Annotated in this window: 23 protein-coding genes; 14 read left to right on the top strand and 9 right to left on the bottom strand. The window is 70.8% G+C overall.

The genetic code is table 11. The features are described 5' to 3' along the window. Window positions 1–28: 28 nt before the first annotated feature. The 4 genes from OWM54_RS04050 to OWM54_RS04035 form a co-directional block, all read right to left on the bottom strand. On the bottom strand, window positions 29–922 hold the full coding sequence (locus tag OWM54_RS04050; protein ID WP_223782948.1) for a hypothetical protein: 894 nt from the start codon (window positions 920–922) through the stop codon (window positions 29–31). A 4-nt stretch (window positions 923–926) separates the two neighbouring features. Then, the gene (locus tag OWM54_RS04045; protein ID WP_267696676.1) at window positions 927–1,976 is read right to left on the bottom strand and encodes a type VI secretion system protein IglI family protein; all 1,050 of its coding nucleotides are present in this window, start codon (window positions 1,974–1,976) and stop codon (window positions 927–929) included. After that, window positions 1,969–2,355 carry a DUF4280 domain-containing protein gene (locus OWM54_RS04040; RefSeq protein ID WP_223746858.1) on the bottom strand — a complete coding sequence of 129 codons (387 nt, stop codon included), beginning with the start codon at window positions 2,353–2,355 and terminating at the stop codon, window positions 1,969–1,971. The genes OWM54_RS04045 and OWM54_RS04040 overlap by 8 nt, the downstream gene beginning before the upstream one ends. Before the next feature lie 183 nt (window positions 2,356–2,538). Next, window positions 2,539–4,260, bottom strand: coding sequence for an AMP-binding protein (locus tag OWM54_RS04035; RefSeq protein WP_267696675.1), 1,722 nt, complete (start codon window positions 4,258–4,260; stop codon window positions 2,539–2,541). Window positions 4,261–4,525: 265 nt separating this feature from the next. Here OWM54_RS04035 and OWM54_RS04030 point away from each other — a divergent pair, with 265 nt between their 5' ends. From OWM54_RS04030 to OWM54_RS04000, 7 genes are all read left to right on the top strand, one after another. Continuing rightward, entirely contained in the window at window positions 4,526–5,665 is a 1,140-nt protein-coding gene (locus OWM54_RS04030) for a Re/Si-specific NAD(P)(+) transhydrogenase subunit alpha (RefSeq protein ID WP_267701086.1), read from the top strand. Window position 5,666: 1 nt separating this feature from the next. Further along, window positions 5,667–5,960 (top strand): NAD(P) transhydrogenase subunit alpha, encoded by a 294-nt coding sequence (locus OWM54_RS04025; protein WP_046713014.1) that lies wholly within the window; start codon window positions 5,667–5,669, stop codon window positions 5,958–5,960. Continuing rightward, window positions 5,957–7,372, top strand: a complete 1,416-nt coding sequence (locus OWM54_RS04020) for an NAD(P)(+) transhydrogenase (Re/Si-specific) subunit beta (protein WP_267696674.1) — start codon at window positions 5,957–5,959, stop codon at window positions 7,370–7,372. The genes OWM54_RS04025 and OWM54_RS04020 overlap by 4 nt, the downstream gene beginning before the upstream one ends. Before the next feature lie 13 nt (window positions 7,373–7,385). Further along, a complete protein-coding gene (locus tag OWM54_RS04015; protein ID WP_223746860.1) occupies window positions 7,386–7,646 on the top strand; it encodes a hypothetical protein in 261 nt (86 codons plus the stop codon). 212 nt (window positions 7,647–7,858) lie between these two features. Beyond that, a complete protein-coding gene (locus OWM54_RS04010) occupies window positions 7,859–9,607 on the top strand; it encodes a GYF domain-containing protein (protein ID WP_267696673.1) in 1,749 nt (582 codons plus the stop codon). 24 nt (window positions 9,608–9,631) lie between these two features. Continuing rightward, window positions 9,632–9,970, top strand: a complete 339-nt coding sequence (locus OWM54_RS04005) for a DUF1330 domain-containing protein (RefSeq protein WP_141329927.1) — start codon at window positions 9,632–9,634, stop codon at window positions 9,968–9,970. A 93-nt stretch (window positions 9,971–10,063) separates the two neighbouring features. Beyond that, window positions 10,064–11,473 (top strand): S28 family serine protease, encoded by a 1,410-nt coding sequence (locus OWM54_RS04000; RefSeq protein WP_267696672.1) that lies wholly within the window; start codon window positions 10,064–10,066, stop codon window positions 11,471–11,473. Here the strand turns inward: OWM54_RS04000 and OWM54_RS03995 are convergent. The 4 genes from OWM54_RS03995 to polX form a co-directional block, all read right to left on the bottom strand. Further along, window positions 11,470–13,566 (bottom strand): M4 family metallopeptidase, encoded by a 2,097-nt coding sequence (locus OWM54_RS03995; RefSeq protein WP_223746864.1) that lies wholly within the window; start codon window positions 13,564–13,566, stop codon window positions 11,470–11,472. The two genes, OWM54_RS04000 and OWM54_RS03995, sit on opposite strands and share 4 nt — an antisense overlap. 288 nt (window positions 13,567–13,854) lie before the next feature. Then, entirely contained in the window at window positions 13,855–14,583 is a 729-nt protein-coding gene (gene mrtX / locus OWM54_RS03990; protein WP_223746865.1) for a myxosortase MrtX, read from the bottom strand. After that, complete coding sequence (locus OWM54_RS03985; RefSeq protein WP_223746866.1) at window positions 14,580–15,203, bottom strand: serine protease; 624 nt, start codon at window positions 15,201–15,203, stop codon at window positions 14,580–14,582. Before OWM54_RS03985 ends, mrtX begins: the two co-directional genes overlap by 4 nt. Window positions 15,204–15,222: 19 nt before the next feature. Beyond that, complete coding sequence (gene polX, locus OWM54_RS03980; protein WP_267696671.1) at window positions 15,223–16,965, bottom strand: DNA polymerase/3'-5' exonuclease PolX; 1,743 nt, start codon at window positions 16,963–16,965, stop codon at window positions 15,223–15,225. Between the two features lie 78 nt (window positions 16,966–17,043). Between polX and OWM54_RS03975 the strand changes: the two genes are divergently transcribed. From OWM54_RS03975 to OWM54_RS03945, 7 genes are all read left to right on the top strand, one after another. Then, the gene (locus OWM54_RS03975) at window positions 17,044–17,361 is read left to right on the top strand and encodes a Rieske (2Fe-2S) protein (RefSeq protein ID WP_141329915.1); all 318 of its coding nucleotides are present in this window, start codon (window positions 17,044–17,046) and stop codon (window positions 17,359–17,361) included. Window positions 17,362–17,523: 162 nt separating this feature from the next. Next, the gene (locus OWM54_RS03970) at window positions 17,524–17,916 is read left to right on the top strand and encodes a hypothetical protein (protein WP_267696670.1); all 393 of its coding nucleotides are present in this window, start codon (window positions 17,524–17,526) and stop codon (window positions 17,914–17,916) included. After that, window positions 17,892–18,359 (top strand): MogA/MoaB family molybdenum cofactor biosynthesis protein, encoded by a 468-nt coding sequence (locus OWM54_RS03965; protein WP_223746923.1) that lies wholly within the window; start codon window positions 17,892–17,894, stop codon window positions 18,357–18,359. The genes OWM54_RS03970 and OWM54_RS03965 overlap by 25 nt, the downstream gene beginning before the upstream one ends. Before the next feature lie 177 nt (window positions 18,360–18,536). Next, window positions 18,537–20,570, top strand: coding sequence for a M20/M25/M40 family metallo-hydrolase (locus OWM54_RS03960; protein WP_267696669.1), 2,034 nt, complete (start codon window positions 18,537–18,539; stop codon window positions 20,568–20,570). 130 nt (window positions 20,571–20,700) lie between these two features. Next, the gene (locus OWM54_RS03955; RefSeq protein WP_223746869.1) at window positions 20,701–21,681 is read left to right on the top strand and encodes a TIGR02757 family protein; all 981 of its coding nucleotides are present in this window, start codon (window positions 20,701–20,703) and stop codon (window positions 21,679–21,681) included. 94 nt (window positions 21,682–21,775) lie between these two features. Further along, window positions 21,776–23,668, top strand: coding sequence for a hybrid sensor histidine kinase/response regulator (locus OWM54_RS03950; RefSeq protein WP_267696668.1), 1,893 nt, complete (start codon window positions 21,776–21,778; stop codon window positions 23,666–23,668). Next, window positions 23,665–24,819, top strand: coding sequence for a hypothetical protein (locus tag OWM54_RS03945; protein ID WP_267696667.1), 1,155 nt, complete (start codon window positions 23,665–23,667; stop codon window positions 24,817–24,819). Before OWM54_RS03950 ends, OWM54_RS03945 begins: the two co-directional genes overlap by 4 nt. Window positions 24,820–24,829: 10 nt before the next feature. Here OWM54_RS03945 and OWM54_RS03940 read toward each other — a convergent pair whose 3' ends face one another. After that, a complete protein-coding gene (locus OWM54_RS03940; RefSeq protein ID WP_267696666.1) occupies window positions 24,830–26,317 on the bottom strand; it encodes a phytoene desaturase family protein in 1,488 nt (495 codons plus the stop codon). Between the last annotated feature and the right edge of the window lie 133 nt (window positions 26,318–26,450).

The raw sequence follows: 26,450 nt of genomic DNA, 5'->3' as shown, positions 1-26,450 counted from the left end.
GCCCGGCGACGTGCCGGGGTGCTGCACGTCACTGCGGGGGTGAAGCTCTGGGGGCGGTGTCGCCGGAGAACAGGACGACCTGCCGGTCCTCCTCGGGGCCGCCGATGATGGGCTCGTAGCCGAGGTGACTGGTGTCCTCGACGCGGGCGTGGCCGTGCTGATCCCTGATGACCAGCGCGACGGTGAGGAACACGGGCGTGTCCACCAGGTGCGGCAGCACGCGCGAGCGCAGGCGGCGGCGCGCCTCCACGGCCCAGGCGGCGCCGGTGCCACAGAAGGACTCGTTGACGTGGAGCCACGCCTCCAGGCCGCCGGTGGGCACGGTGGCGAAGCCGCCCATCGCGGTGCCGTCACCCAACGCCGCGCCGCCCAGCCGGATGCCGCGCGTGTCGATGCGCTGGCGGCGGGTGGCGCGGCGAACGCGGACCTCCGCCTCCGGATATGCCTGGGAGAACAGCCAGTGCAGCGTGGAGGGACAGCCGGGGCGCAAGAGGCGCAGGCGGTGCGCGGCGGCGGACTCCCAGCCGGGGAGCAGCGCCCCGTCACGCTCGGGGAACAGGCCGGCGAAGCGCGCCTTGAGCAGCAGGTGGTCGAAGTAGCCCAGGAAGCTCTCCATGGCGTCGTGCTCCAGCGACTCCATGGCCTTCAGGAAGAAGGAGGGCAGGGGCGACTGGACGCTGAGCAGTCCCAGGTGGACGGTGATGATGGCGCGGCGCGGGTTGCGCGCGAAGTCGACGGACTGGATGAGCCGGGGCGCGTGCACGGTGCCGCGGTGGCTCTTGAGCTCCACGTCGTCCGGGCCGTAGCCCTCTTTCGAGAGCAGCTCCAGCAGGGCCGGCATGTCGAACGCGCCGGCGTGCTCGCGGATGCGCTCCTCGACGGGGGCGAGGCGGACGGGGGGCTGGGGTGGGTGCTGCTGCATGACGTCAGTCCTCCTCTCCGCCGCCGGGCGGCTGCTGCGCGATGAACGCGTCCAGGTCGACGCGGTAGAGCTGCTCGAGCGCTCGCATCGACAGCGAGTCGGCCTCTTGCAGGAAGGGTTCCAGCTGGTGCGCGTGGCTGCTGAGGCCCGCGAAGAAGCGGGTGAAGAGCGACGGCAGGAACACGCGCGGGTCGAACCGCTCCACCGTGGCCATGACGTCCGAGGCCACCACGCCCGCCTTGGGCAGCTCGCCCTTCTCGAGCAGGAGGGTGAAGGCCTCCAGCTTGCGGATGAGCAGCGCGAGCTGCGGAGAGATGGGCACGCCGGGCGGCGGCGCGACGACGGGCTGCGCGGCGACGGCGACGGGCGCGGGCTGCGTGGGGGCCGCCGGCGGCGCGACGGCCACGGGCTGCGCGGCGACGGCCACGGGCTCCGGAGCGGGCGGGGGCACGAGCGTGACGGGCGCGGGCGGGGGCAGGGCCTCCATGTGGCGGCGCAGCCAGTGCGTCAGGTTGCGGAAGGGCTCCTCGCAGCCGTTCTTGGGCAGCGTGGCGGGGATGGCGGTGAGGATGGCGTCGCCCAGCGCGAGCGCCTCCTCGAGCGGCGCGCGGATGTCGGCCTCGCACCAGCGCCGCCACGTGGCGTCCTGCTTCTTCTCGTGGTGGGCCAGGTGCTTGTTGATGGAGCGCAACAGCCAGCGCAGGCCGCTCTCCAGGAAGATGTCGCGCTTGGACTCCGGGCCGAACGCGGGGAGGCTGTCGGTGAGCAGGTGGTGGATGGAGTGGAACATCCCCGGCATCGCCAGGAGGCCGCGCTCCTGGAACCCGCCGAAGAGGTAGATGCCGACGAGCCGCGTGTCGCGCTGGCCCTCGCGCAGCAGCGCCTCCGCGCCGCGGGCGGCCTGGGCGTATTCGCCGCTGGCGACCGCCTCCGTGACGGCCTCGACGCGGGCGTCGGGCTCGCCGTCCGGCGCGGGCGCGGGAGGAGCTCCCTCGAGGAGCTTCTCGAGGAGGGTGCCGTCGAAGGGCGCCAGGGTGAGGGCCGCGTCAGCCATCGATGACCTTCACCTGTCCGGGGGAGACGATCTGGATGACGCCGCCGTACGAGCACATCAGCTTCGAGTTGCTCTCCAGCGCCGGGGCGCTGCCGAGCAGCAGCTTGGGGCAGCCGGGCACCCACGGCGCCGCGGTGGCGGGGATGCAGGGCATGGGGGTGAGCACGCCCAGGGCCGCCGCCGTCGCCGCCGCCACCGTGGGGTTGGCCAGCGACTGGCACATCCCGAAGGGCAGGATGTTCACCAGGGGCTTGCTGTCGAGGATGTTGGCCGCGGGCGTCGGGCCCACCACCTTGTTGGCGGGCAGCACCACCAGCGACGAGGGGGCGACGCCGAAGCTGCATTGCAGCATCGCTCCCATGACGACCTGGGCACCCATGGTCCACCTCGCGCGCGTCCCGGGCTCCGGGATGGAGCGCCTGACGCGGAGCCACCCCATTGCGCGAGTCGTGCCAGCCAGTGGACAGCCGCGCTTCCCTCTGGGGACCCCCGTCGGGGGCTGCGGCGCGTTGGCGGTGCGCGTTGTCGACGAACGCGGGCGCGTCCGGCGCGTACGCGTGGATTACCGCGAGCCTGTACGCTCGTCCTCGCCCGGGGCCCGGACGCTCTCCCGCAGGCGGCCGCGCAGCGCGGTGAGGGCCTGGAACATCGGATCCGTGGACTTCTGATGGAGGGCGCCGATCAGGTACTGGGCGCGGCACCAGGCCTCGTCGATGCGCCCCTCCTTCGTCCGGTGGGGGAGCAGGGGGAAGAGCTCGACGCGGTCCGGCAGGTGCTCGGCGCCCAGGCGCAGCTCCAGCCTGCGTCTCACTTCGACGCGGCGCGCGTCCTGCTCCTTCGCGAAGGCTTCCGCGTCCTCCGCCCCGGTGAAGAGGATCAAGACGTGGGGTGCGTGGCGCGAGGTGCCCGCGGAGGCGGCGGGGGTGACGGACGCGCCGTGGCAGAAGGGCAGGTCGGCGAGCGCCTCGATGACCTCGGCGGAGGGGTAGACGCGGCCCTCGCGGCGCGTGTCGCGGGTGCCGGAGAACAGGTACTGCTCGCGCTGGCGGGTGAGCAGGACGAAGGGCGGGGGGCGGCCCTTGTCGGGCAGCGGCGTGAAGAGGCCCACGTCCCCGGCGGCCTCCTGGCCGCTCAGGTTGAGGTCCTTGAAGGCCCAGGCGCGGCCCGGCGAGGGGGCCAGGGCGGTGTGGAGCTCGCCGGTGTGCCGGCGGGACGCGAGCACCGCGCCGCCCTCGGCCGCGTCGATGAGCACGTGGGTGTGGGGCACGTTGGCCACGTCGCACTGGCGCATCCAGTCGCGCCACGACTCCCAGTCGAGCGCGTCATCGGCGGAGCGGAACCAGTGGGCCACGCCGCGCAAGGCCCCCTTGTTGGCGCGGACCAGCGCCTCGCGCAGCGCGGGGGAGACGCCGAGCGAGCGCAGGGGCAGCTCCGTGAGCCGCGCGGGCGCGCGCTCCACCTCCGCGGGCTCCAGGTGGACATAGGTGGCGCCGCGCAAGAGCGTGGCGAAGAGGAGCGCGGGCTGGTGCTGGAGGAAGTGGAAGCCGGGCGCGGCGAAGGCGTCCCCGGCGCCCAGGCCGAAGGTGAGCAGCCCGTCGACCAGGGCGCCGTTCCACGCCCGCTCGGCCGTGAGGGGGACGGGCGTGTCCGGCGGGTCGACGAGCGGGGAGAACAGCAGGGCCACGGTGTCCCCGGGCTTGTACGTGTGGGACGTGAAGCCGGGCGCGACGTCGCCCTTGGAGCGCAGGAGGAGCGCCTCATGGCCCTTGATGAGCGGGGCCTGGTGGGCCTCCGCGGAGATGTGGGCGGGCTCCAGGCGCGCGAGCCTGCGGGCCAGGAAGTGGGTGCCGGTGGGGGGCAGCACGCTGACGCACGCGCCCAGCTTCAGTGAGGCCAGCAGGGACACGAGCAGCTCCGGCCCCAGTGGATGCACCAGCGCGACCCTGGCGCCCGCCTTGACGCCCTGGGCGGCCCACTCGGCGGCGCGGCGCGAGGCCCGGTCCGCCAGCTCGCGGTAGCCGAGCAGCTGCCACCGGGCGCCGTCCCAGGTGCGCAGCGCGGGCGCGGTGGAGTCCGCGTGACGGACGACCAGGTCGTGGAAGAAGTCGTGGTGCTGGCCCGGGCGGCTCTTGGGCGCGGGTCCACCCCGGCTGGCGTGGTGGGCGGCGAGCGTGGCGATGAAGCCAGGCGCGTCGCTCCAGCTGTCGCGCAGCCAGGCCGGAAGGGCTCCGTCGCTGGTCGTGGCTTCCGTCTGGCGGAGGATTTCCCGGAGGTCGAAGGGCATGGTGGCGTTCTCGGAGGGAGTCTACGCGACGCGGCGGACGCGTGGGGCCACCCGCAGGCAAGACTCGGGCCGTCGGTGAAACGCGCGGCCGCTCCGACGGAGCGGGTGGACGCGGGGTGGGGTGGGGCTCGGGGGTATCCACTAGGGTGGGGGCAATGGCTTGCATTGCCAACAGTCGTGACGCGGCCGAGCTTGACTGGAATTGCCAACAAGCCTGCGTGGCTGGGATTGAATCGGGTGGAGGGGATGGGCTTTGCTGCCCCGCATGATCATCGCCATCCCCCGTGAAACGGTGCCGGGCGAAAGGCGGGTCGCGCTCGTGGCGGAGAGCGTGAAACGCCTCGTCGGCAGGAAGCACGAAGTGGTGGTCGAGAGCGGCGCGGGCCTGGGCGCGGAGTGCTCCGACGAGGAGCTCCACGCGGCGGGCGCGCGCATCGAGCCGAGCGCCGACGCGCTGTATGCGAAAGCGGAGGTGCTGCTGAAGGTCCAGCCTCCGGATGACGCGGAGGTGGAGCGGCTGCGGCCGGACTCGGTGCTGGTGAGCCTGGCCTATCCGCTGGCGAATCCGGCGCTGGCCAGGGCGCTGGCGAAGCGGCGGGTGACGCTGCTGGCGGCGGACATGGTGCCGCGCACGACGCTGGCGCAGATGATGGATGTGCTCAGCTCGCAGGCGACCATCGCGGGGTACCGCGCGGTGGTGCTCGCGGCGGAGGCGCTGCCCCGGCTGTTCCCCATGTTGATGACCGCCGCGGGCACCATTCCTCCCGCGAAGGTGCTGGTGCTGGGGGCGGGCGTCGCCGGCTTGCAGGCCATCGCCACGGCGCGCCGGCTGGGCGCGGTGGTGGAGGCGTACGACGTGCGCAAGGTGGTGAAGGAGCAGGTGGAGAGCCTGGGCGCGCGCTTCGTGAACATCGACATCGAGGACGCGGCGGGCTCGGGCGGCTACGCGAAGGAGCTGGGCGAGGAGGCCCAACGCAAGCAGGCGGAGGTGCTCGCCCAGCACGTGGCGAAGTCGGACGCGGTCATCACCACGGCGCAGATTCCCGGACGACGCGCGCCGGTGCTGCTGCCCGCGGACATGGTGCGGCGGATGAAGAGCGGCTCGGTGGTGGTGGACATCGCCGCGGAGCAGGGCGGCAACTGCGAGCTGACGCGGGTGGGGGAGCGCTATCGCACGGACTTCGGCGTCACCATCGTCGGTGAGCGCAACCTGCCCAGCCAGCTCTCCGTGCACGCCAGCGCCATGTACTCGCGCAACATGGAGAAGCTGCTCGCGCACGTCACCGACAAGGACAACGTGCTGAAGCTGGATGTCTCGGATGAAATCGTGAAGGGCATGCTCATCACCCGCGGCGGCGAGGTGGTCCACCCCGCCGTGGCGGATGTGGCGATGAGGGAGGGCTGACATGTCATTGACGTTGATCTTCGGCCTGTATGTCTTCTTCCTGGCGGCCTTCACGGGCTACCAGGTCATCTCCAAGGTCCCGCACCTGCTGCACACGCCGCTGATGGCCTTCACCAACGCCATCTCCGGCATCTCCCTGGTGGGCTCGCTGCTGGCGGCCGGCGGGCACTACGGCACGGTGTCCACGGTGCTCGGCGCGGTGGCGGTGCTGGCGGCGACCATCAACGTGGTGGGCGGCTTCCTCATCACCGACCGCATGCTGCGCATGTTCAAGAAGAAGGGCGGCGCGCGATGACCCTCTCGCTCACCGAGACGTTCGTCCAGCTGCTGTACCTGCTCGCCTCCATCCTCTTCGTGATGGGCCTGAAGGATCTGGGCGACGCGCAGACGGCCCGGCGGGGCGTGTTCCTGGCGGAAGTGGGCATGGTGGCCGCGGTGGCCGGCACGCTGCTGTACGGCGTGGGCGTGACGCACGTCATCGTGCGCTGGGAGTGGATTGTCGCGGCGCTGCTCATCGGCTCGGCGGTGGGCACGGGCATGGGCCTGTGGATTCCCATGACGAAGATGCCGGAGCGCATCGCGCTCTCGCATGCCTTCGGTGGACTCGCGGTGGGACTGGTGGGCGTCGTCGAGTACCTCCAGCACGGCGGCCCCCAGATGACCACGCTCCAGATCTCGGCCACGGGGCTGGAGGTGGTGCTCGGCGCGTTGACCTTCACCGGGAGCTTGATGGCGTTCGGCAAGCTGCAGGGCTTCATCACCGGACGGCCCGTCACCTATCCCGGGCAGAACCTCTCCAACCTGCTCATGATTGTCGGCACGCTGGGGCTGATTGGCCTGCTCGTGTATTCGCCGGGCTCGGCGTGGGCCTTCTACCTGGTGGCCGCCCTGGGGGTATTGCTGGGCGTGCTGCTGGTGCTGCCCATCGGCGGCGCGGACATGCCGGTGGTCATCTGCTTGCTCAACTCGTACGCGGGCCTCGCGGCGGCGGCCACGGGCTTCGCGCTGGGCAACAACGTGCTCATCATCTGCGGCGCGCTGGACGGCTTCTCCGGCTTCCTCCTGGGCATGATGATGTCCAAGGCGATGAACCGCTCGTTCTCCAACGTGCTCTTCGGCGCGTTCGGCGCGGTGCCGGAGGCGAAGGCCGTCACGGAAGGGGCGCAGCCCTCGGGCCCCGCGCCCAACGTGGGCAGCGTGGAGGAGGCCGCCGAGGTGCTGCGCGCCGCGCGCTCCGTCATCGTCGTGCCGGGCTACGGCATGGCCGTGTCGCAGGCGCAGCACGCGGTGCGGGACCTGGCCAACGTCCTCCAGGCCAACGGCTGTGACGTGCGCTACGCCATCCACCCGGTGGCGGGCCGCATGCCGGGCCACATGAACGTGCTCCTGGCGGAAGCCAACGTGCCGTACGACCACCTGTTCGACCTGGACGTCATCAACGACGACTTCACCGCCACGGACGTCGCGCTGGTGGTGGGCGCCAACGACGTCGTCAACCCGGCCGCGCGCAGCAACCAGAGCAGCCCCATCTACGGCATGCCCATCCTCTCCGCGGACCTGGCCAAGACGTGTGTCGTGCTCAAGCGCTCGCTCAACGCGGGCTTCGCCGGCATCGAGAACGAGCTCTTCGTCCGCTCCAACACGATGATGGTGCTGGGGGACGCGAAGAAGACGCTGATGCAGTTCACCTCCGCGCTCAAGGAGTAGCTAGAAAGGGCGCATGCCCCTTCCGCGCGAAGCGACCTCGGACGACGCCGCGCTCCTCGCCCGCCTGCTGCGCGAGTCGTTCGAGGAGTACCGGGGGCGGCTGGAGCCACCCTCCAGCGCTCACGGCAAGACGGAGGCCGCGGTCCGCCGAGAGCTGGAGGACCACCACGTCTGGTATGGCCGGCTGGGCTACCAGCTCCTCTCCCAAGGCACCCACCCGGGCTTCCCCGCGCCTACCTTCCTCGTCCTGGAGAAGCACCTCTGTGTCGAGTGAGACTGGAGGTCTTCTGCCTCATGCGTGGGGAGATGTGCGGTGGTGTGTCTCGTGATTCGGCGTGAGAATGGAGATTTCCGCCCCCTCTCCTTCTTGAGTGTGGACCCTGGCCACCTTCGCGCAGAGACTCCCCGTTGACGAAATCGCGCGTCGGCATTCCATTGTTGGGGTTCTGATGGCGTCGGGGCGTGGTGGAAGCAAGGAGCTGGCGAATGGTCGGCGATTCACGGGACGGTAAGTCCCAGCCGGATGAAACAACCGCGGGCCCCCACGAGCCGGACGGCGGAGGCACCCCTGTGTTCGGCGGGGTGTCCGAGGCGGAGCTCGACGTCTTCGTCAGCAAGCTGCGCACGGACAAGAACCCCCGCGTGGCGGCGGCCAACGCGCGCGCCCGCAACGACGTGAACGAGGAGCGGCTGCACAAGGGTGTGCGTCGCTCGCTCGTGTCCTCCGTGCTGGTGGAGGAGGACGCCACGCCCACGCCGCCCATCGCGGCGAACCACGCCTGGTTCCTCGCCCTGGGCGCCCAGCCCTCGGGCCCCTTCGACGCGGAGGCCCTCAAGGAGCCCTGGGCGCGCGGCGAGCTGCGGCCGGAGACGCTGTGCTGGCGCGCGGGCTTCCAGGCCTGGGTGCCGGTGAGCCAGGTGCCGGAGCTGGTCGAGGCGCTGATGCCGGCGGCGCAGGAGCTCAGCGCGGCCCTGGACGCCGCCCTGACGGAGCTGCCGGGCGCGCCGGGGCTCGCGGCCGTGAGCGAGGCGGATGTCTCGGGCATTCCCGCGTGGGCCGTGGTGGCGTCACCCGCCGCGCCGGGTGCTCCCGCTCCCGCCGCTTCGGTGCCGGTGGACCCGGTGGGCGCCCACGCGGTGCTGGCCGAGGTGACGGCGGCCACCGAGCAGGTCGAGGCGAAGTGGAGGCTGGGTGGCTGGTGGTTCACGCTGGCCGGCGGCGTCGCCGGAGGCGTCACGGTGGCCATCGTCATGGGCCTGTTCGGCTCGGGTTTCGGGGCCTCGCAGCTGCTGTCGCGCTTCAACCTGCCCGCGTTCATGAAGTCCGAGCCGCCCGCGGCGCCCGCTCCGGCTCCGGTGGCTCCGGCCGTGCCCGCCGTGGCGCCGGCTCCGATGGCACAGGTGCCGGCCGAGCTGTCCGTGGCGCCCGTGCTCGTCGAGACGCCTCGCGAAGTCGCGGCGAAGCCTCCCGCGCCCGCCGTGGCGGACGCGCTCGCGCGCTCGGCCGTGGGGGCGCCCGGCGGTGGCGCCGTGATTCCAGCCGGAGGCGCCGTCGCGACGGCGAGCGCGCCCTCGCGTCCCTCGCTCACGGGGGTCGTCACCGTGGAGCGGGGTGGCTCGGTGCCGGTGGTGCCCGCGTCGGGTGGCGGGCTCGCGGCCGAGGTGAGCGGCATCTCTCGCACGTCGCGCCAGGAGCGGGACGTGGAGGCCGCGCCGCCCGTGTCGCCGAGCTCCCGCGCCGCCGACGTGAAGCTGTCCTCCCGGTCCACCGCGCCCGCGCCCACGCCCGCCGAGGCGCCCGCGGCGGCGGAGGATGACTTCGGGGACCTGGAGAGCGACCTGGGACCGGACGCGGCCTATGCGCGCGAGCTGTCGGGCCCGGCGTCGGGGCCGCGCAAGCGTGAGCCGCCTCCGTCCGTCTACATCCCGCCGGTGGCGCCCATCCAGAACCCGCGCCTGTCGCTCACCCAGTCGGACGTCTTCGAGGTCGTGCTCGCCAAGAAGGGCGAGGTCACCGCGTGCGCGAACGTGAAGCCGCGCCCGGTGGACGAGGGCACGCGCGTCGTCGTGCGCTGGTCCATCCTCCCCAGTGGCGAGGTGTCGGAGGTCGTCACCGAGACGGCGTCACTGCGGGGCACGTCGTTCGCTCGCTGCATCGAGGCCAAGGTCCGTGCGTGGGACTTCCCCAAGCACCAGGAGCAGGGGGGGCCCGTGCGGTTCCCGTTCGTGTTCTGAAAGCCCACCGACAGGAGAGCGCCCATGCCTGCCTACGTCGTCGTCGAAATCGCGGTGCATGACGTGCAGACGTATGAGCGCTACCGGCAGCTGGCGCCGCCCTCCATCGCGCGGTACGGCGGGCGCTACCTGGTCCGGGGTGGGGCGACGGAGGCGCTCGAGGGGACGTGGCAGCCGCCGCGCTTCGTCATCCTCGAGTTCCCCAACGTCGAGCAGGCCCGCTCCTGGTGGTCCTCGCCCGAGTACGCCGCCGCGAAGGCGCTGCGCCACGCGAGCGCCCACACGATGATGTTGTTGATGGACGGCCTGCCGCGCGACGAGGGCCTCCCGGTGGTCGCCGGCGTCTCCACGCTGGCGCCCTGAGCGGGCCCTTGCGCCGAATCGGAGTAGCCTCCACGCCCGAGCCCGTCCCGCGCGTCGTCCCGGCGCGAGCGGAGCGGTGCGAACTGGAGCGTCATGTCCGCCGAGCCTGTCCTGCGTCGTGGGCTTCTTGCCCTCGCTCTCGCCGCCTGTCTGTCTTGGGCTTGTGATGACGGAGACCCCGTCGTCGAGGAGGACATCCTCGCGCGCCTGTCCGCCATCCCCGGCCTGACGGTGCGCGAGGAGGCCCTGGACGCGCAGTTCCCCCCGTCGGCCCGCTTCTTCGTCATGGAGTTCGAGCAGCCCGCGGACCACACCCGCCCGGACGGCCCGCGCTTCCGCCAGCGCATGACGCTGCTGCATGTCTCCAGCGACCGCCCCATGGTGCTCTACGCCGGCGGCTACTTCGTCTCGCTCCAGGCCTCGCGGCGCGAGCCCACGCAGCTGCTCGACGCCAACCAGCTCTCGCTGGAGCACCGCTTCTTCGGCCCCAGCCGCCCGTCGCCCGCGGACTGGAGCCTGCTCACCATCAAGCAGTCCGCGGACGACTTCCACCGCGTCGTCCAGGCCTTCAAGCCGCTGTATCCCCGGAAGTGGATCTCCACCGGCGCCAGCAAGGGCGGCGAGACGATGGTGTTCTTCCGGCGCTTCTACCCGGACGACGTGGACGGGACGGTGGCGTACGTGGCGCCGCTCGCCCGCTACGACGACGCGCGCTTCGTCGCCTTCCAGGAGTCCGTCGGCACCGCGGAGTGCCGTGAGCGATTGAAGGCCTTCCAGCGCGCGGCCCTCGGCCGGCGCGAGGCGATGCTGGCACTGATGGAGACGCGCGCCCGTGAGCAGGCGCTCTCCTTCACGCACCTGGGCCTGGAGCGCGCCTTCGAGCACGCCCTCATCGAGCACTTCTTCTATTTCTGGCAGTACGACAGCCTCTCGCGCTGCGACACCGTGCCCCCCGCCACGGCGAGCGACGCCGCGCTCATGGACGAACTGGACGGGCGCGTGGGGCTCGCCTTCTTCGCGGACGCGGACGTGGACGCCTACGGGCCCTACTACTACCAGGCCGCCGCGGAGCTGGGCTTCCCCCGGCCGTTCGAGTCCCACCTGGCGGACCTGCTGCGCTTCCCGGGCACCGACGTGCCGGCGACGTACCTGCCCCAGGGCGTGACGGCCACCTTCGTGGAGAACGCCATGCCGGACATCCAGGACTGGGTCTCGCGCGAGGGCGAGCGCTTGATGTTCGTCTACGGCGGGCAGGACCCGTGGACGGCGGCGGCCGTGGAGCTGGGAGGCGCGCGTGAGTCCGCGCTGTACACCGTGCCCGCGGGCAACCACGGCGCGCGCATCTCCCAGCTGCCCGTCGCCGAACGCAACGAGGCCCAGGTACTCCTTCGCCAGTGGGCTGGCGCGGAGTCCCGGGCCTCGGGACTGCAATCACAATCCTGGCGACTGGAGCCGGAGGGCGAGGAGTTCGGCCCCCGTCCTCCCGGCTCACGTCAGCGCTAGTTCACGCCGACGGCGGTCCAGCTCTCCTTGACCTTCGCCACCTCAGTCGAGTCCGCGCCGTACAGGTCCGTGGCCGCCTGGACGGTGGCGGCGCGGGCCTGGGCGAACGTGGTGTTCGGCGTCATGTAGTGGGCCAGGGCGCGGTAGTAGATCTTCAGGCCCTTGTCCATGCCGATGCCGTCCTTGACCTCGATCTGCGACGTGCGGTTCGTGCCGCCGTTGGCCAGCAGGTAGAACGCGTTGTTCGCGATGCCGCTGGAGCCGTGGACCTCCGTCTGCTTCGGGTAGTCCTTGTAGTTGTCGATGGAGTAGTTGTCCCGCTTCGGGTCGTCCATGTAGCGCAGGCCGTCCTCGGAGTCGCCGTTCGTCGGCGTCCAGGCCGTCTCGCCCACCGTCCAGTTGAACTTCACGGCCGGGTTCTTCGTGGACGCGTACCACTCCACGCCCGCGCCCATGATGTCGCTGAACGCCTCGTTCAGACCACCGGACTCGTTGCGGTAGATGAGGCCGGCGGTGCGCTCCGTCAGGCCGTGGGCGATCTCGTGGCCGGCGATGTCCAGCGCGGTGAGCGGGCCGGACGTCTTGCCGTCGCCGTCGCCGTAGCTCATCTTCGTGCCGTCCCAGAACGCGTTCACGTAGTTGGTGCGCACGTGGACGAAGGAGTTGAGCGCCTCGCCCGCGCCGTCGATGGAGTCACGGCCGAGGACCTCCTTGAGGAAGTCGTACGTCATCGCCGCGCCGTAGTGCGCGTCCACGCCCGCCTTGGTGCGCTGGCCGTCGGTGGCCTCGCCCCAGACGTCGTTGTCGTCCGTCAGCTGCGTCTTGCCCGACGCCGTCGACTTGTTCATCGCGTCGTAGGTGTTCACGCCCTTGCCGCGCGTGCTGTCCTCGAGCGTGTACGTGCCGTCCGGCTGCTGCTTGGTGTCCAGCGCCACCTTGCCGCTGTACAGCGACGTGTCGTCCGCCTTGCTGCCGGGCTCGGGGGGCACTTCCTTCGGGGTGATGCTGATGCCCCAGCCGTTGAGCGTGCCCGTGTCGCGCTTGGCCTTGTCCTCGACCGTCAGCGTCCACTCGCCCTTGGCCGACTCACCGGCGAAGTCGCTCAGGTCGAACGTGCCCTTCACGTCGTCCGCGCTGCCACCGGCGCGGTTGTGCACCACCGCGCTCTTGCCCGAGGGGCTGGTCAGCGTGACCTTCAGGTCGCCCTTGAACGTGTGGGCGATGTCCAGGTCCAGCTTCAGGCTCTCGATGGTGCCGTCCTGGTCCACCTTGACCTTGGACGTCACGGTGCTGTTGTCGGCGATCTCCGCCTTGGTGGTGTTCGTCGCGGAGATCTGCCCGGCCGACACGCCCGCCTTCGGCAGGCCCTTGTTGGAGCCGTAGAAGCCGCCGATCTCGTTGTACGACTCGAAGATCTTCCCGGTGTTCGCATCCACCAGGTAGTTCATCTTGCGGGGGCGGTCCTGGCCCTCGATCTGCGACATCTGCACGCGGTAGGCGGAGTGATACTCACCGGCCTTGTCCTGGTAGATGACGCGCTCGGCGTGCGGCTGCTTGTCCGGCTTGCCGCCGAACTCCTTGCGCGCGATGTCGATGGCGGACTGGGTGTTCAGCTTGGGCAGCTCCTTGCCCAGGCCCTCGGGGACCACGGACTGCTCGCCGGTGACGCTCGTCACCTTGCCGTCCTTGTCCAGGTGCGTGATGACCTGCTCGCCGAAGACCTTCACGCCCTCGTGAACGCGGTCCAGACGCACGTGCGTCATGCCCAGCGCGTCCTTCTCCACGTTGGCGGCCGCGAACGCGGGCTGCTGCGCCATCAGCGTCTGCGCGCCCTTGAGCGGGTTGAGGTGGCTGAGCGAGGTCTGCACGGCCTTCTGCGCCTCGGGGCTCTGCAGCGCCAGACGGCCCGGGCCGGCGGGGACCTGCGTCAGCGTCTTCTCCGCGCGCGCCAGGTCCGTCGTGCGCGCCGCGGGGCCGAAGCCGTCCTTGGTCTGCAGCGGGGTGCTGGCCGCCTTCGCGGTGTTCTTGGGCTGGGTCTCGGTGGTCGCGGGGCGAACGCTGACGGGCTTGGTGTCGACTCGGCGGATGGTCATTTCAAAGCTCATTCACAGCGGGGGATGCGAGAATTGTCGCACCCACGTCACATGGAGTTGCCGCCCACCCTGCTGCGACGCGCCATTTCGGGTTTGTCGGCTTGTTTCAGCCCGTGTTTCAGTGTTTTCAAGCGGTTTTGAGGACACGGAGTGCTGGCCGTCACTCTGGGGGTGTGAGACCACCCCGGCCGGTTTCCGGACCGCGAAGCCGAATTAACCGTGAATTATCCCAGGATTTTTCCAGCCTCACCGGCATGGAAAGGGGTTCTTCCGGGGCTTCGGGGTGGATCAGGGCCCGCCGAAGAAGGACGCCTCGAGCACGCGCACGAAGAGGTTGCAGGCGGCGTGGAAGAGGGCGGCGCCGACGACGGTGCCGGTGCGCTCGCGCATCCAGCCGAACAGCAGGGCGGGGAAGAAGACCGACAGCCGCCAGGTCTGGAAGATGGCCAGGTGGCCCAGGGCGAAGAGCAGGGCGGTCACCCAGAAGGCGGGCCCCAGCCGGGCGCCGAGGAACTTGCGGCCCTGGGGCCAGGCGTCGCGCAGGCGCGCCTGCAGATAGCCCCGGTAGAAGAACTCCTCGGGCAGGGCCACGACGAAGAGCTGATCCACCACCCACTCGCCGAAGCGCGGCGGCAGCCGGAGGCGGAAGTGGACCTCGCCGCCCAGGGGCGTGAGGTGTCGCGCGAGTGACTCGGGCAGGTGGGGCAGCAGCTCCACGAAGCCGGCGAACGCGAGGAAGAACAGCGGGCCCACCAGCGCGGAGACCTTGAGGAACAACACCAGGTCTTCGCGCCACGCGCGGGCGGACAGGCCGTAGTCGCGGTAGTCCTCGTCCCGCCAGCGCATGGGGATGAGGGGCAGGTAGAGGAAGCCCACCGTGGCCACCAGCTTGGGGATGCTGGTGCCGCCGAAGGCGAGGAACGAGGCGATGATGCCCGCGAAGCCCAGGGCCCACAGGCCCACGGCTTCCTGCACGGCGCTGGGGCGCCAGGGAGTCGCCACCGACTGCTGGGTCATGGTCCGTCCGCGGAGGCGAGCGTCACCTTCACCTCGCCCATGGGCAGCACCCTGCAGCCGCGCCGGGTGCGCTGCACCACCACCGCCACCAGCCTGCCGTCCCCGTCGAACACGGGGCTGCCGGGAGGAAGGGCGAGGGGCACGTCATAGAAGGGCGCCGTCGCGCGGGAGACCTGGGCCGCCGTCGGCTTCGCGGGACGGCCCCGGGTGCCGGGCACCACGCCCACCACCCAGCGTCCCTCCAGGCTGTCGCCGTCCTTGAGCAGCCGCACCGCCACCGCGGGGTACGCGCCATCCGGCGCCGCGACGACGGCGACCTTCAGCGCGCCGTTGGCGAGCAGGACGCGCGCCGGCAGGGCCTGGCCCGCGTGCTCCACGGTGGCGACCTGGAGGCCGACATACTCCTCGCCCACGGGCTCCACGGAGGTGAGCACCTGTCCGGCGGCGCCCACGATGACGCCGTGGCCGGTGCGCTGGGGGCCGGTGACCTTCACCACGGAGCGGGTGTGCTGCTCCAGCACGCGCTGGAGGTCCGCGCGCGAGGGGCGCGCCTTGTCCGCCGCGACGGCGGGCAGGGCGAGGAGACACAGTGAGAGGACGAGCGGGGACAGGCGGGACATCGGCGCGCCAGGCAGCCTATCACCGCCCGGCGCGCAGCGCGGTGAGGAAGCGCTCGGCGCTCTGGGTGTTGAGCACGTCCTGCTTGCGGGCCCAGCCCCGCCGGGCGGTGGCGACCCCGAAGGCCAGGTTGGCCAGGTCCTCGCGGCGGTGTGCGTCGCAGCTCACCACCAGCTTCACGCCCAACTGCACCGCCTTGCGGACATACTCGGCCTTGATGTCCAGCCGCGCGGGCTTGCCGTTGATCTCCACCGCGACGCCGCGCCGGGCGGCGTGCTCGAGCACCTCGTCCATGCGCAGGGGATAGGGCTCGCGGCTCTGGAGCAGCCGGCCGGTGGGGTGCCCGAGGATGTGCAGGTGCGGGTTGTCCAGCGCGGTGAGGACCCGCTTCGTCATCTGGTCCTCGTCCATGGAGTGGCGCACGTGGATGGAGGCGATGACCACCTCCAGCTTCTCGAGCACCTTGTCGTCGTAGTCGAGCGCGCCGGACTCGAGGATGTCCACCTCGATGCCCTTGAGCAGGCGCATGCCGGGGACGGCGGCGTTGACGCGGTCGATCTCCTCCCACTGGCGCTCGAGCGCCTCCACCTTGAGGCCGCCCGCGTAGATGGCCGCCTCGCTGTGCTCGGTGATCGTGAGGTACTTCAGCCCCAGGGCCTTGGCGGCGAGCGCCATCTCCTCGAGCGTGTTGCGGCCGTCGGACCAGGTGGAGTGGGCGTGCACGGCGCCCTGCAGGTCCTCCATCGTCACCAGGTCGGTGGGCAGCTTGCCCGCGCGCGCGGCCTCCACCTCGCCGTTGTCCTCGCGCAGCTCCGGCGGGACGAACTGCATGTCGAGCAGCGCGTAGAGCGCGGCCTCGTCCGCGACGGGCAGCTTGGTGCCGTCGTCGCGGTGCACGCCCCACTCGGAGATCTTCATGCCGCGCTCGTGGCCCAGGTTGCGCAGGCGGATGTGGTGGGCCTTGGAGCCGGTGAAGTGGTGCAGGGCGGTGGCGAAGTCCTCGTCGGGGAGCACGCGCAGGTCCACCTGGAGGTCGCCGGCCTCCATGCGAACGGAGCACTTGCTGTCGCCCTTGCCAATCACGGTGGCCACGCCGGGGGAGGTGGCGAGCGCGTCCAGCACGGGGCCGGGGTCCGCGGCGGAGGCGATGATGTCCACGTCCGCCACCGTCTCGGCGCGGCGGCGCACGCTGCCGCCCAGGCTGGCGCGGATGACCCCGGGGGAGGCGCGTACGCGCTCCAGCAGGCCCTCGGCGATGGGGAGCACGTCTCCCAGCAGCTTCCGCTCGCCGCGGGCGCGGCGATACAGGGTGATGCCCTCGAGGATCTTCGCCTGGCTCTTCTCGCCGAAGCCCTTGAGCTGCTTCACGCGCCCCTCGCGGCAGGCCTGCTCCAGCGCCTCGACGCTGCCGATGCCCAGCTCCTTCCAGAGGGTGGCGACCTTGCGCGGGCCGATGTCCGGCAGCTTCATCAGCTCCAGGAGTCCGGGAGGGAACTTCGCCCGCAGCTCCTCGAAGTAGGTCATCCGTCCGGTGGTCACCAGCTCGGTGATCTTCTCGGCGAGCGCGGGGCCGATGCCCGGCAGGCTCTCCAGGCGGCCCTCGGCGACGAGGGGGCCCAGTTCCTGGGTGAGGCCGAGGATGCGGTCGGCCCCCATGTCGTAGGCACGGGAGCGGAAGCCGTTCTCGCCCTGGAGCTGGAGCAGCAGGGAGATGTCCCGGAGGACCTGGGCAACGGTGGCTTTGTCGACGATGGGCGGGGTCACGTCAGAGGTCACCTGGAAGAAGGTAATGCCCGGGGAACGGGGGTGCAGCTTGCTTCTCGTTGTGGGAAAAGGGCGGCGATGACGAAGATCAAGCTCGGACCGGCGGACTTCGCCGAGAGGGAAATGCGCGGCTACGAAGTCGGCAAGCGCAATGTCTGCATCGCGAAGATTCACGGCCGTTACAAGGGCCTTGATGACTGGTGCAACCACGCGGGCTGTCTGCTGTCGGGCGGACGCATCGAGGACAACATGGTCGTCTGCCCGTGCCATGAGGTCGGCTTCGACATGGACACGGGGAGGAACGAGACCTCGCCCGGGGTCTGTGACGACCAGCCGACAGTGAGCGTCGAGGTCCAGGACGGCGCCCTCGTCGTCGAGCTTCCCGACAACACCTGACGTGCCTCCGGCACCGGAGTCTCCTCCTCATGGCACACGACGACCATGACCACGGCGGCACGCCGCCCTCGCATCGGCACGAGCACCACCACGAACATCCCCACACCCATGAGGATGGCGTGGTGCATTCCCACGAACACGCGCATGAGCACGAGCACGCGCATGAGCACGAGCACGCGCATGACCACCGACACGGTCATGACGCCGCGCACGCGCATGACCACGGGCACTCGCATGAGCACGGCCACGGTCATGACCACGAACACCGCCACGGCCACGAGCATGAGCACGCTCATGACCACGGCCACGAGCATGGGCACGCTCATGCCCACGGCCACGGCCACGGCCACGAGCATGGGCACGCTCATGCCCACGGCCACGGACACGAGCATGGGCACGGCCACGGCCACGGCCACGAGCATGGGCACGCCCACGGCCACGGCCACGAGGATGGGCACGCTCATGCCCACGGCCACGGACACGAGCACGGTGCGGCAAGCGTCTCGCACGAGCACAAGTCGCGTGCGCCGGTGCACGTCAGCACCTTCGTGGTGACGTGCTCCGACAGCCGCGATGCCTCACGTGACGCGAGCGGCAGGGTGCTGCGCGAGGGCCTCGAGTCCGCGGGCCACGGCGTCGCCGGCTACGTCGTCGTGAAGGACGACCCGGAGGCTATCCGGCAGGCGGTGGCGGAGGCCCAGTCGGTGGGCGCCCGGGCCATCCTCTTCACCGGGGGCACCGGCATCGGTCGGCGCGACACCACGGTGGAGACGCTGCGAGGTCTGTTCGAGAAGGAGCTCCCCGGCTTCGGTGAGCTGTTCCGCATGCTCTCGTACAAGCAGATTGGCAGCCCGGCCATGATGTCGCGCGCGACCGCCGGCACGTATCAGGGAATGATGATCTTCGCCCTGCCGGGCTCGCCGCAAGCCGTACGGCTCGCGCTGGAGGCGCTCATCCTCCCCGAGCTGGGCCACGCCGTTCGGGAGCTGACCCGGTAACGAACGCGCGGTTTTTTCATCGCGCGAGAGTTATTGCGGCTTTCCCTTATTGCCAGGGGCTTGAGGATTGACCCACGGGAAATGTTTACGCAGAGTATACGTAATTCGCTGCTCTGTCGCGAATAGGTCCCGTTGGTCGTCCCTTCAAAGTTGACCCTCCCGGAGAGGAGGAGCCCCATGCATATGAAACGACTGGGTTCGTTGGCGTTGATGCTTGGCTGTGTCTCGGCGTACGCGAAGGCGCCGGAGCGCGAGGTGTGGATCACCCTCGGCGCGGATGCCGTCACGGAGGTGAACGCCGCGTTCATCGTGGCCGGAGAGCGGGTTCCGGCGCTCGCGGGGCGCCAGGGCGACGTCGTCGCGATGAAGCTGCCCGAGTCGCGCATCGACCTCGTCTCCGAGGTGATGCACGAGAAGCTCAAGCGCTGTGGCGGCTTCCTCTACCACGAGACGGAAGCGGACGCGCTCGCGGAGCTGGCCATCGAAGGTGCGCCCGCGCTGGCCCCCTCGCTGGCGGTGACGTACTCGCTGGACAAGGCCCCGGTGGTCAACACGCTCATCGGCGGCATGGCCGCGACGAACATCCACGCCAACATCCAGTACCTCTCGACGCAGTTCCCCACGCGTTACTACACGTCCACCCATGGCGTGGCCGCCGCCACGTGGGTGCGGGACCTGTGGGCGGGTTATGCCGGCGCGCGAGCGCAGACCGGCGGCGACGTCACCGTGGAGCTCTTCACCCACGCGTTGTGGGCGCAGCCGTCCGTCATCCTGACCATCCAGGGCACGCAGCAGGTGCCGGCGGGAGACGAGGAGATCGTCGTCCTGGGTGGCCACCTGGACTCCACCAACCTGTCGGGCTCCGCGGCCCCCGGCGCGGATGACAACGCGTCCGGCATCTCGACGTTGTCCGAGGTCATCCGCGTGGCCATGGCCTCCAACTACCAGCCGCTGCGCACGGTGAAGTTCATGGCCTACGCCGCCGAGGAGGTGGGCCTGCGCGGCTCCAAGGAGATCGCCGACAAGGCCAAGAACGAGGGCGACAAGGTCGTCGGCGTCCTCCAGCTCGACATGACGAACTACAAGGGCTCCGTGGCCGACGTCGTGCTGATGACGGACTTCACCAACGCGGCGCAGAACGCGTTCATCGGCAGCCTGATCTCCACCTATGTCGCCGGCGTGCAGCAGGCCACCTCGGCGTGTGGCTACGGCTGCTCGGACCACGCATCCTGGAACGCGGCGGGCTTCGCGGCCTCCATCCCGTTCGAGGCGATGATGGGGCAGCACAACAGCACCATCCACACCGCGAACGACACCCTCGCGGTGAGCGGCAACAACGCGAACCACGCGCTCAAGTTCGCCAAGGTCGCGGGCGCGTACATGGTCGAGCTCGCCAAGGGCACCGCCACGCTGTCCGACCCCGTGGCGCCCACCGTGTCGCTCACCGCACCGTCGGCGGGCACCACCGTGTCCGGCACCGTCACCGCCAGCGCCAACGCGCAGGACAACCAGGGCATCAGCCGCGTGGAGTTCCTGGTGGACGGCGCCGTCGTCGGCACCGCGACCACGTCCCCGTACTCCATCGCGTGGAACACCGCCGTCATCGCCAATGGCAGCCACGCCGTCGTCGCCCGGGCCTATGACCTCATCGGCAACACCACCGACAGCGCCCCCGTCACGGTGACCACCAGCAACTCCTCCGGCAACGCCATCTACGACCCGGTGCTGCGCGTCCCGCGCTGCGCCAACGTGTCCAACGTGTGTGACTCCACGACGCTGCTCGTCGGCCGCGCGAGCCTGGGGCCCGAGGCGAACGGCCCCAACACCGTCAACAACTCGTGCGCCGACGGCATCAACGGCACCTTCCACTTCGATGAGTCGAACGACCGCATCAAGGTGTCCACCGTGAGCGGCAACCCCTTCGCCGCCGGTGAGACGGTGCTCATCGAGGCCACCGTGTGGGCCCTGGCCGCGCGCCCGGACAAGCTGGACCTGTACCACGCGCCCGACGCCAGCAACCCGGTGTGGACGAAGATCACCACGCTGGCGCCTCCGGCGGGCGGTCAGCACACGCTGTCGGCCACCTTCACGCTGCCGGCCGGCGCCAACCAGGTCGTGCGCGCGCGCTTCCGCAAGCAGGGCAGCGCCACGCCGTGCTACGCGGGCGCCTACGACGACCACGACGACATCGTGTTCGCCGTCAGCCCGTAGCCGTGTCGTAGGATGCCCTCCCGTGCCTCCTCCTGATTCGCTGGAGGAGGCGCGGGACTCCCGGGCCCCATGTGGGCTCGGGAAGCGTGGGCGGCGGGCCGCCGTTCCAGGAACATTTGGGAGCCCCGACGTGACACGCCGCTCGAAGACGCACCCTGGCCTGAGCCCTCGGGCAGTGCAGCACCTGCGCCCCCGGCTCGACGCCGTGCTGGCTTCCACGGATGCCCGCGCCCGCATCGGGTTCGACCCGGTGGAGTTCCCCCACCGCTACCAGGACGCCCGCGACATCGAGGTCTCCGCGCTGCTCGCCGCCTGTCTGGCCTACGGGCGCGCGGACCTGTTCCGTCCCAAGGTGGACTCGCTCCTGAAGCGGATGGGCCCGTCGCCCGCGGACTTCGTGCGGAAGCTGGACGTCGCTGGCGCCAAGGCCCTGCTGACGGGCTTCGTGTACCGCTTCAACGTGGGCACTGATTTGGCGGTGCTGCTGCTCGGCATGGGCCAGGCGCTGCGGGAGCACGGCAGCCTGGAGTCGCTGTTCGTGAGGGGACTTGCGGCCGAGGGCTCGCTGCACGGCGGCTTGAGCGCCTTCACCACCGCGCTGCGCCGCCTCCCCATGGAGCCCCTGCGCGAGGCGATGGGACCCGAGCGGGGGCTTCACCACCTGTTGCCCTCGCCGCTGGGGCCGGGCGCGGCCAAGCGGTTGAACCTGTTCCTGCGGTGGATGGTGCGCGGACCGGACACGGTGGACTTCGGCATCTGGAAGCGTGTGCCCGCTTCGGCGCTGCTGATTCCGTTGGACACGCACATCGGCCGCATCGCCGGACACCTGGGCCTGACGCGTCGCACGGACCTGACGTGGCGGACGGCGGAGGAGGTGACGGCGTCGCTGCGGGCGTTGGATGCGGCCGACCCCGTCCGCTACGACTTCGCGCTCTGCCACTATGGAATGAGTGGCGCGTGTCCGGCCCGGCCGCTCCCGGAGAACTGCGAGCGGTGCCCGCTGCTGCCTGCCTGCCATGTCGGGCCGGACGTGGTGGCGGGGGCGACCCGACGGGTCCCCAGTGCCTCGCGGCTCAAGGGCCGCGCAATGTCCGGAAGGGAACGTCGTTGATTCCTGCATGAGGGAACGCTGCAATCCGGCCGGGTGTCTGCGTGTGAATTCCACGGGGACATCAGGGCCTGCCCGGGCCGAGGAGCGTGATGCGGTGCTCGCGACACTGGTGTCGGTGCCTGCGGCGGTGGTGGAAGCGGTGGAGCGCGGCCTGCGCGCGTCGGGGGCGAGCCCGTCCTGCCATGTGTTGAGCGTGACGGGGGCCGATGTCATCGCCGCTCCGGTGGAGGAGGGGCTGCTGGTGGCGTGGGATGCGGGAGGGCCGCTGGACGCCCTGCTCGAGGACGTGCGCCGCCTGCATGCGCTGCGCGTGGTGGCCCGCACGCACCTGGTGGTGCTCACCTCGCGGGACGATGCGCAGACCGAGGCGCTGGCGGAGGCGGGCGCCGACGAGTGCGTGGCCTCGGGGGGCTCGGGCTGGGGCGCGCGGGTGGTGGCGCTGCGTCGACGGCTGGCCTCGGACACGGAGGCGCATGATGTCCGGGCCCTGCGCCGCGCCAACACGTTCCTGCGCAGCGCGCTGGACGCGGTGCCGGAGCCGCTCTTCGTCAAGGACCGGCAGCACCGCTGGGTGGCGGTCAACCAGGCCTTCTGCCGCGTCATGGGACATCCGGCGGAGGCGCTGCTGGGGCGCTCCGACCACGAGTTCGTCGCCGCGCACGAGGCGGACAGCTTCTGGCGCAACGACGAGCGGGTCTTCCTCACGGGGGGCCCCGACGAGAGCGAGGAGACGCTCACCGACAGGACGGGGCTGGCCCGCGTCCTGATGACGAAGAAGGCCGGGTTCGACGGCGCCGGGGAGGCCTTCCTCGTCTGCATCATCCGGGACATCACCGACCAGAAGCGCCTGGAGTCGCAGCTGCTGCTCGCCGAGCGGATGGCGTCGGTGGGCACGCTGGCCGCAGGCGTGGCGCACGAAATCAACAACCCGCTGGCCTATGTCAGCTCCAATCTCGCGTACGTGAGGGATCTGCTCGCGCTGCCGGAGCTGTCCGCCGAGCAACTGCCGGAGCTGCGAGAGGTGGTGGCGGAGGCGCTCGACGGCGCGGGCCGCGTCTGCGCCATCGTCCGGGACCTGCGCACCTTCGCCCGAGGCGACGAGGAGCGACACGGACCGGTGGACGTTGTGCGGGCGGTGGAGGGCGCGCTGCGGCTGGTGCGCAACGAGCTGACGCACCGCGCGCGCATGGTGTGCACCCTGGAGCGCGTGCCGCCCGTGCACGGCAACGAGGTGCGGTTGGGGCAGGTGGTGCTCAACCTGCTGGTCAACGCGCTCCAGTCGTTGCCCGAGCGGCCGGCCGAGGAGAACCGCGTGCGCGTCAGCCTGCGCACCGGGCGCGCGGGCCAGGTGGAGCTGGAGGTCAGCGACAACGGGCATGGCATGGCGCCGGAGGTGCAACGCCGCATCTTCGACCCGTTCTTCACCACGCGGCCGGTGGGGGAGGGCACGGGGCTGGGGTTGTCCATCTGCCTCACGCTGGTGCAGGCGATGGGCGGGCGCATCGAGGTGAGCAGCGCGCAGGGGTGGGGGAGCACCTTCCGCGTGGTGCTGCCCGCGCTCGCGGTGGGCACCGTCGCCGCGCCGGAGTCCCCGGTGCTGGGCAACGTGGTGCCGCTGGCCATGCGCAAGAGGCTGCTGCTCATCGACGACGAGCCGTCCGTGGGCAACTCGGTGAGCCGGCTGGTGCGGGATGTGTACGAGGTGCACGCGGTGCAGGACGCGCGCGAGGCGCTGAGACGGTTGTCCACCGGCGAGCGATTCGATGCCATCCTGTGTGACCTGATGATGCCGGGCATGAGCGGAATGGACTTCGTGGTGGAGCTGGAGCGGCTGGCGCCGGAGCTGGTGCTGCGCACCGGGCTGATGACGGGTGGGGCCTTCACCGCGCAGGCGCGGGAGTTCGTGGGGCGCCACTCGCGAGGGCTCTTGGAGAAGCCCTTCGAGCGCGAGCGCCTGTGCACCTTCGTGGAGCACCTGTTCCCATGAAGCGCAAGACCTGGCGGTGGGTGGGCATCGGCCTGGTGGCGATGCTCGGGGCCCTGGTGTTCGTGGGCGCCGACTGGCTTCGTGGGTTGTCCTTCGTGGTGCGCGCCGCCGGGATGCAGGGTCCGGTGCCGGAGGCCGTGGCGGGGTTTCGCAACGCTCCGTTCGAGAAGAGCGAGCTGCGGGTCCCCACCCGGCATGGCGAGGTCCGCGCGCGGCTGTATCGCCCGCGCGAGGTGCGAGGGCGCACGGTGGTGCTGACCTCGGGCGTGCACGCGGATGGCATCGACGAGCCGCGCCTGGTGAAGCTGGCGGAGGACCTGGCCCGGGGCGGGCAGATGGTGCTGTCGCCCGAGCCGCCGGACCTGCTGCGCTACGAAATCACCCCGCGCCTCCCGGACATCATCGAGGACGCGGCCCGGTGGGTGAGCGGCCGCGAGGACCTGGCGCCGGGCGGGAAGGTGGACCTGTTCGGCATCAGCTTCTCGGGCGGGCTCTCCGTGGTCGCAGCGGGACGGCCCGCGCTCCGGGACAAGGTGGCCTCCACGCTCTCGTTCGGAGGTCATGGTGACCTGCCCCGGGTGCTGACCTTCCTGTGCAGCGGTCAGCTCCCCGATGGCTCGCACCTGACGCCGCATGACTATGGCGTGGTCATCATCCTCCTCAACGTGGCGGACCGGTTGGTGCCTCCCGAGCAGGTGGAGCCGCTGCGCGAGGGCATCCGCACGTTCCTGCGGGCCTCGCACCAGACGCAGACGGACCGCAAGCTGGCGGAGGAGACGTTCGCGCACGCACGGGTGCTGGAGACACGGATGCCCGAGCCCGCGTCGAAGTTGATGGGCTATGTGAATTTTCGGAACGTGGCGGCGCTGGGGCCGTTGTTGTTGCCGCTGGTGCGTGAGTTCGCCGCGGACCCGTCGATGTCTCCGGCTCGCTCACCCGCGCCGGCCTCGCCCGTCTATCTGCTGCATGGCGCGGGCGACACGGTGATTCCGTCCATGGAGTCGGTGCTGCTGGCCCAGGCGCTGCGGCCGTACACGGAGGTCCATCAGCTCTCCACGCCGCTCATCAGCCACGCGGAGGTGGACAAGAAGGCGGGCGCGGCGGACATGGTGCGGATGGTCGGCTTCTGGGCGAGCCTGCTGGACGAGTGAGGGGGGCGGCTCAGCTCTCGCTCGCGACGCTCGCCGCCGTGCGCACGCCGCCCACCGCCGTGGCCAGGGTGCTCTGTCCGGGGAACGCCGAGTCACCCACCAGCCAGAGGCCCTTCATGACACGCAGCGGGCCCAGCTGTCGGTAGTGGCTCAGGCCCGCGCGACGGGGGACGCCGCCCACCGCGCCGGACTCCCGCTGGGTGAAGCGTTGGAAGGTGCGCGGGGAGGCCGGGAGGACCTTGGTGACGTGGGGCATCCACTCGGGCGTGAGCTGCTCCAGCGACTCGCGCATGCGTGCCTGGATGTCCGCGATGTAGCGCCCCTGCTCCTCGGTGGACATCGCCCCCAGCTTGCGCAGGGGCACATGCGTGGACGTCGTCACCGTGCGATGTCCCTCGGGTGCACGGCCCGTGTCCTCCTCGCCGCTGATGGACATGAAGACGTGGTTGCCCTCGATGAACGGAGCCTGCTCGTCACGCACGAGCTCCAGGTGGCTCGCCTCGCGTGACACCGCGTCGGGCGCCTTGATGACGAGATAGAGCATCGCCGCGCCCCAGCCCTCGGCGACACGCTCCGACAACACACGCATCGAGCCGACGCGCTCGGGTGACAGGCCCGCGAGGCGCATCAGTCCTCCCGGCAGCAGATTGGCCACCACGTGTCGGGCCCGGAGCACGCCTCGACGGGTATCGACCTGCCAGTGTCCTGGCTGACGGGACAGGCCTTTCACGCGGTTCGCCAGCATCAGCGTTCCACCGCGGGCCTCCATCGCTCGGGCCAGGGCCCACGCGAGCTGTCCGATGCCGCCCCGGACGTGGCCCGTGCCTCGCCAGTAGTAGTCCATCGCCGCGAGCGCGAACGGTGTCTCCGCTTCCGCGGCCGAGCACTGCACGGTGATCTGACAGAGGGCATCCAGGTAGGTCCGCAGCGGAGTGAAGCGCGAGAGGCCGAGGTGCTCCAGCACCGCTCCGAGCGGACGCCCGAGCCACCGCGCGAGGGGCGCATAGCGATGCAGCCGCGCGGCGTGACGGAAGAGCGCGCGAAGGTCGAAGGGTGGCAGCAGGTCCGGGTCATCGAACAGGGCCCAGAGCGCGCCGGCCACCTGGGACTGGAGGTCGAACAGGCGACGAATCGCGGGTGCGGGCGCTTCCGGCAGGGCGCACAGGGACTCGATGAAGCGGGCCCGGTCTCGTGTCACCGGCAACCGCAGCCCGGGTGTGCGCAGCTCCACCACGGGGTCCAGCCAGTCCACCGTCACGTCAAGCGCGTGCTCGCGAATCCAGCGACCGAAGAGCTGATGGGGTTCGAAGCCGGAGAACAACGTCGCGCCCGACTCGAACGCGAAGCCGCCGCGACGAAACGTGCTGGCGCAGCCCCCGGGATAGCTGAGCGACTCGCACAGCGCCACACGCGCACCTCGCCGGCTCAGCTCCAGCGCCGTGGCGAGCCCTCCGAACCCCGCGCCCACCACCACCACGTCGTAATCCAAGTCCGACATCTCCAGGTCGAGTCCAGGGGCGGACCTCCTAACGGGTCCACGCCAGGGGGGCGACTCTTTCGTCACAAGGGTGGGGCTCCTGACACTGGTGTGCGCCTCGACTCGCCCGGGCCGAGCCGTGGAATCCGTGCGG

This window comes from Myxococcus sp. MISCRS1, assembly GCF_026626605.1.
GTDB lineage: Bacteria > Myxococcota > Myxococcia > Myxococcales > Myxococcaceae > Myxococcus > Myxococcus fulvus.
The sequence above is the reverse complement of the archived record's forward strand: the minus strand, read 5'-3'. Positions and strand labels throughout refer to the sequence as shown.

Bases quoted from the DNA above. Each gene is read 5' to 3' on its own strand.
- OWM54_RS04025 (WP_046713014.1), top strand. From the start codon at position 5,667: ATGTCATTGACGTTGATCTTCGGCCTGTATGTCTTCTTCCTGGCGGCC.
- OWM54_RS04000 (WP_267696672.1), top strand. From the start codon at position 10,064: ATGTCCGCCGAGCCTGTCCTGCGTCGTGGGCTTCTTGCCCTCGCTCTC.
- OWM54_RS04045 (WP_267696676.1), bottom strand. From the start codon at position 1,976: ATGGCTGACGCGGCCCTCACCCTGGCGCCCTTCGACGGCACCCTCCTC.
- OWM54_RS03940 (WP_267696666.1), bottom strand. From the start codon at position 26,317: ATGTCGGACTTGGATTACGACGTGGTGGTGGTGGGCGCGGGGTTCGGA.
- OWM54_RS04035 (WP_267696675.1), bottom strand. From the start codon at position 4,260: ATGCCCTTCGACCTCCGGGAAATCCTCCGCCAGACGGAAGCCACGACC.
- OWM54_RS04010 (WP_267696673.1), top strand. From the start codon at position 7,859: ATGGTCGGCGATTCACGGGACGGTAAGTCCCAGCCGGATGAAACAACC.
- OWM54_RS04005 (WP_141329927.1), top strand. From the start codon at position 9,632: ATGCCTGCCTACGTCGTCGTCGAAATCGCGGTGCATGACGTGCAGACG.
- OWM54_RS03960 (WP_267696669.1), top strand. From the start codon at position 18,537: ATGCATATGAAACGACTGGGTTCGTTGGCGTTGATGCTTGGCTGTGTC.
- OWM54_RS04050 (WP_223782948.1), bottom strand. From the start codon at position 922: ATGCAGCAGCACCCACCCCAGCCCCCCGTCCGCCTCGCCCCCGTCGAG.
- mrtX (WP_223746865.1), bottom strand. From the start codon at position 14,583: ATGACCCAGCAGTCGGTGGCGACTCCCTGGCGCCCCAGCGCCGTGCAG.
- OWM54_RS03970 (WP_267696670.1), top strand. From the start codon at position 17,524: ATGAGCACGAGCACGCGCATGACCACCGACACGGTCATGACGCCGCGC.
- OWM54_RS03945 (WP_267696667.1), top strand. From the start codon at position 23,665: ATGAAGCGCAAGACCTGGCGGTGGGTGGGCATCGGCCTGGTGGCGATG.
- OWM54_RS04030 (WP_267701086.1), top strand. From the start codon at position 4,526: ATGATCATCGCCATCCCCCGTGAAACGGTGCCGGGCGAAAGGCGGGTC.
- OWM54_RS04015 (WP_223746860.1), top strand. From the start codon at position 7,386: ATGCCCCTTCCGCGCGAAGCGACCTCGGACGACGCCGCGCTCCTCGCC.
- OWM54_RS03995 (WP_223746864.1), bottom strand. From the start codon at position 13,566: ATGACCATCCGCCGAGTCGACACCAAGCCCGTCAGCGTTCGCCCCGCG.
- OWM54_RS04040 (WP_223746858.1), bottom strand. From the start codon at position 2,355: ATGGGTGCCCAGGTCGTCATGGGAGCGATGCTGCAATGCAGCTTCGGC.
- OWM54_RS03985 (WP_223746866.1), bottom strand. From the start codon at position 15,203: ATGTCCCGCCTGTCCCCGCTCGTCCTCTCACTGTGTCTCCTCGCCCTG.
- OWM54_RS03975 (WP_141329915.1), top strand. From the start codon at position 17,044: ATGACGAAGATCAAGCTCGGACCGGCGGACTTCGCCGAGAGGGAAATG.
- OWM54_RS04020 (WP_267696674.1), top strand. From the start codon at position 5,957: ATGACCCTCTCGCTCACCGAGACGTTCGTCCAGCTGCTGTACCTGCTC.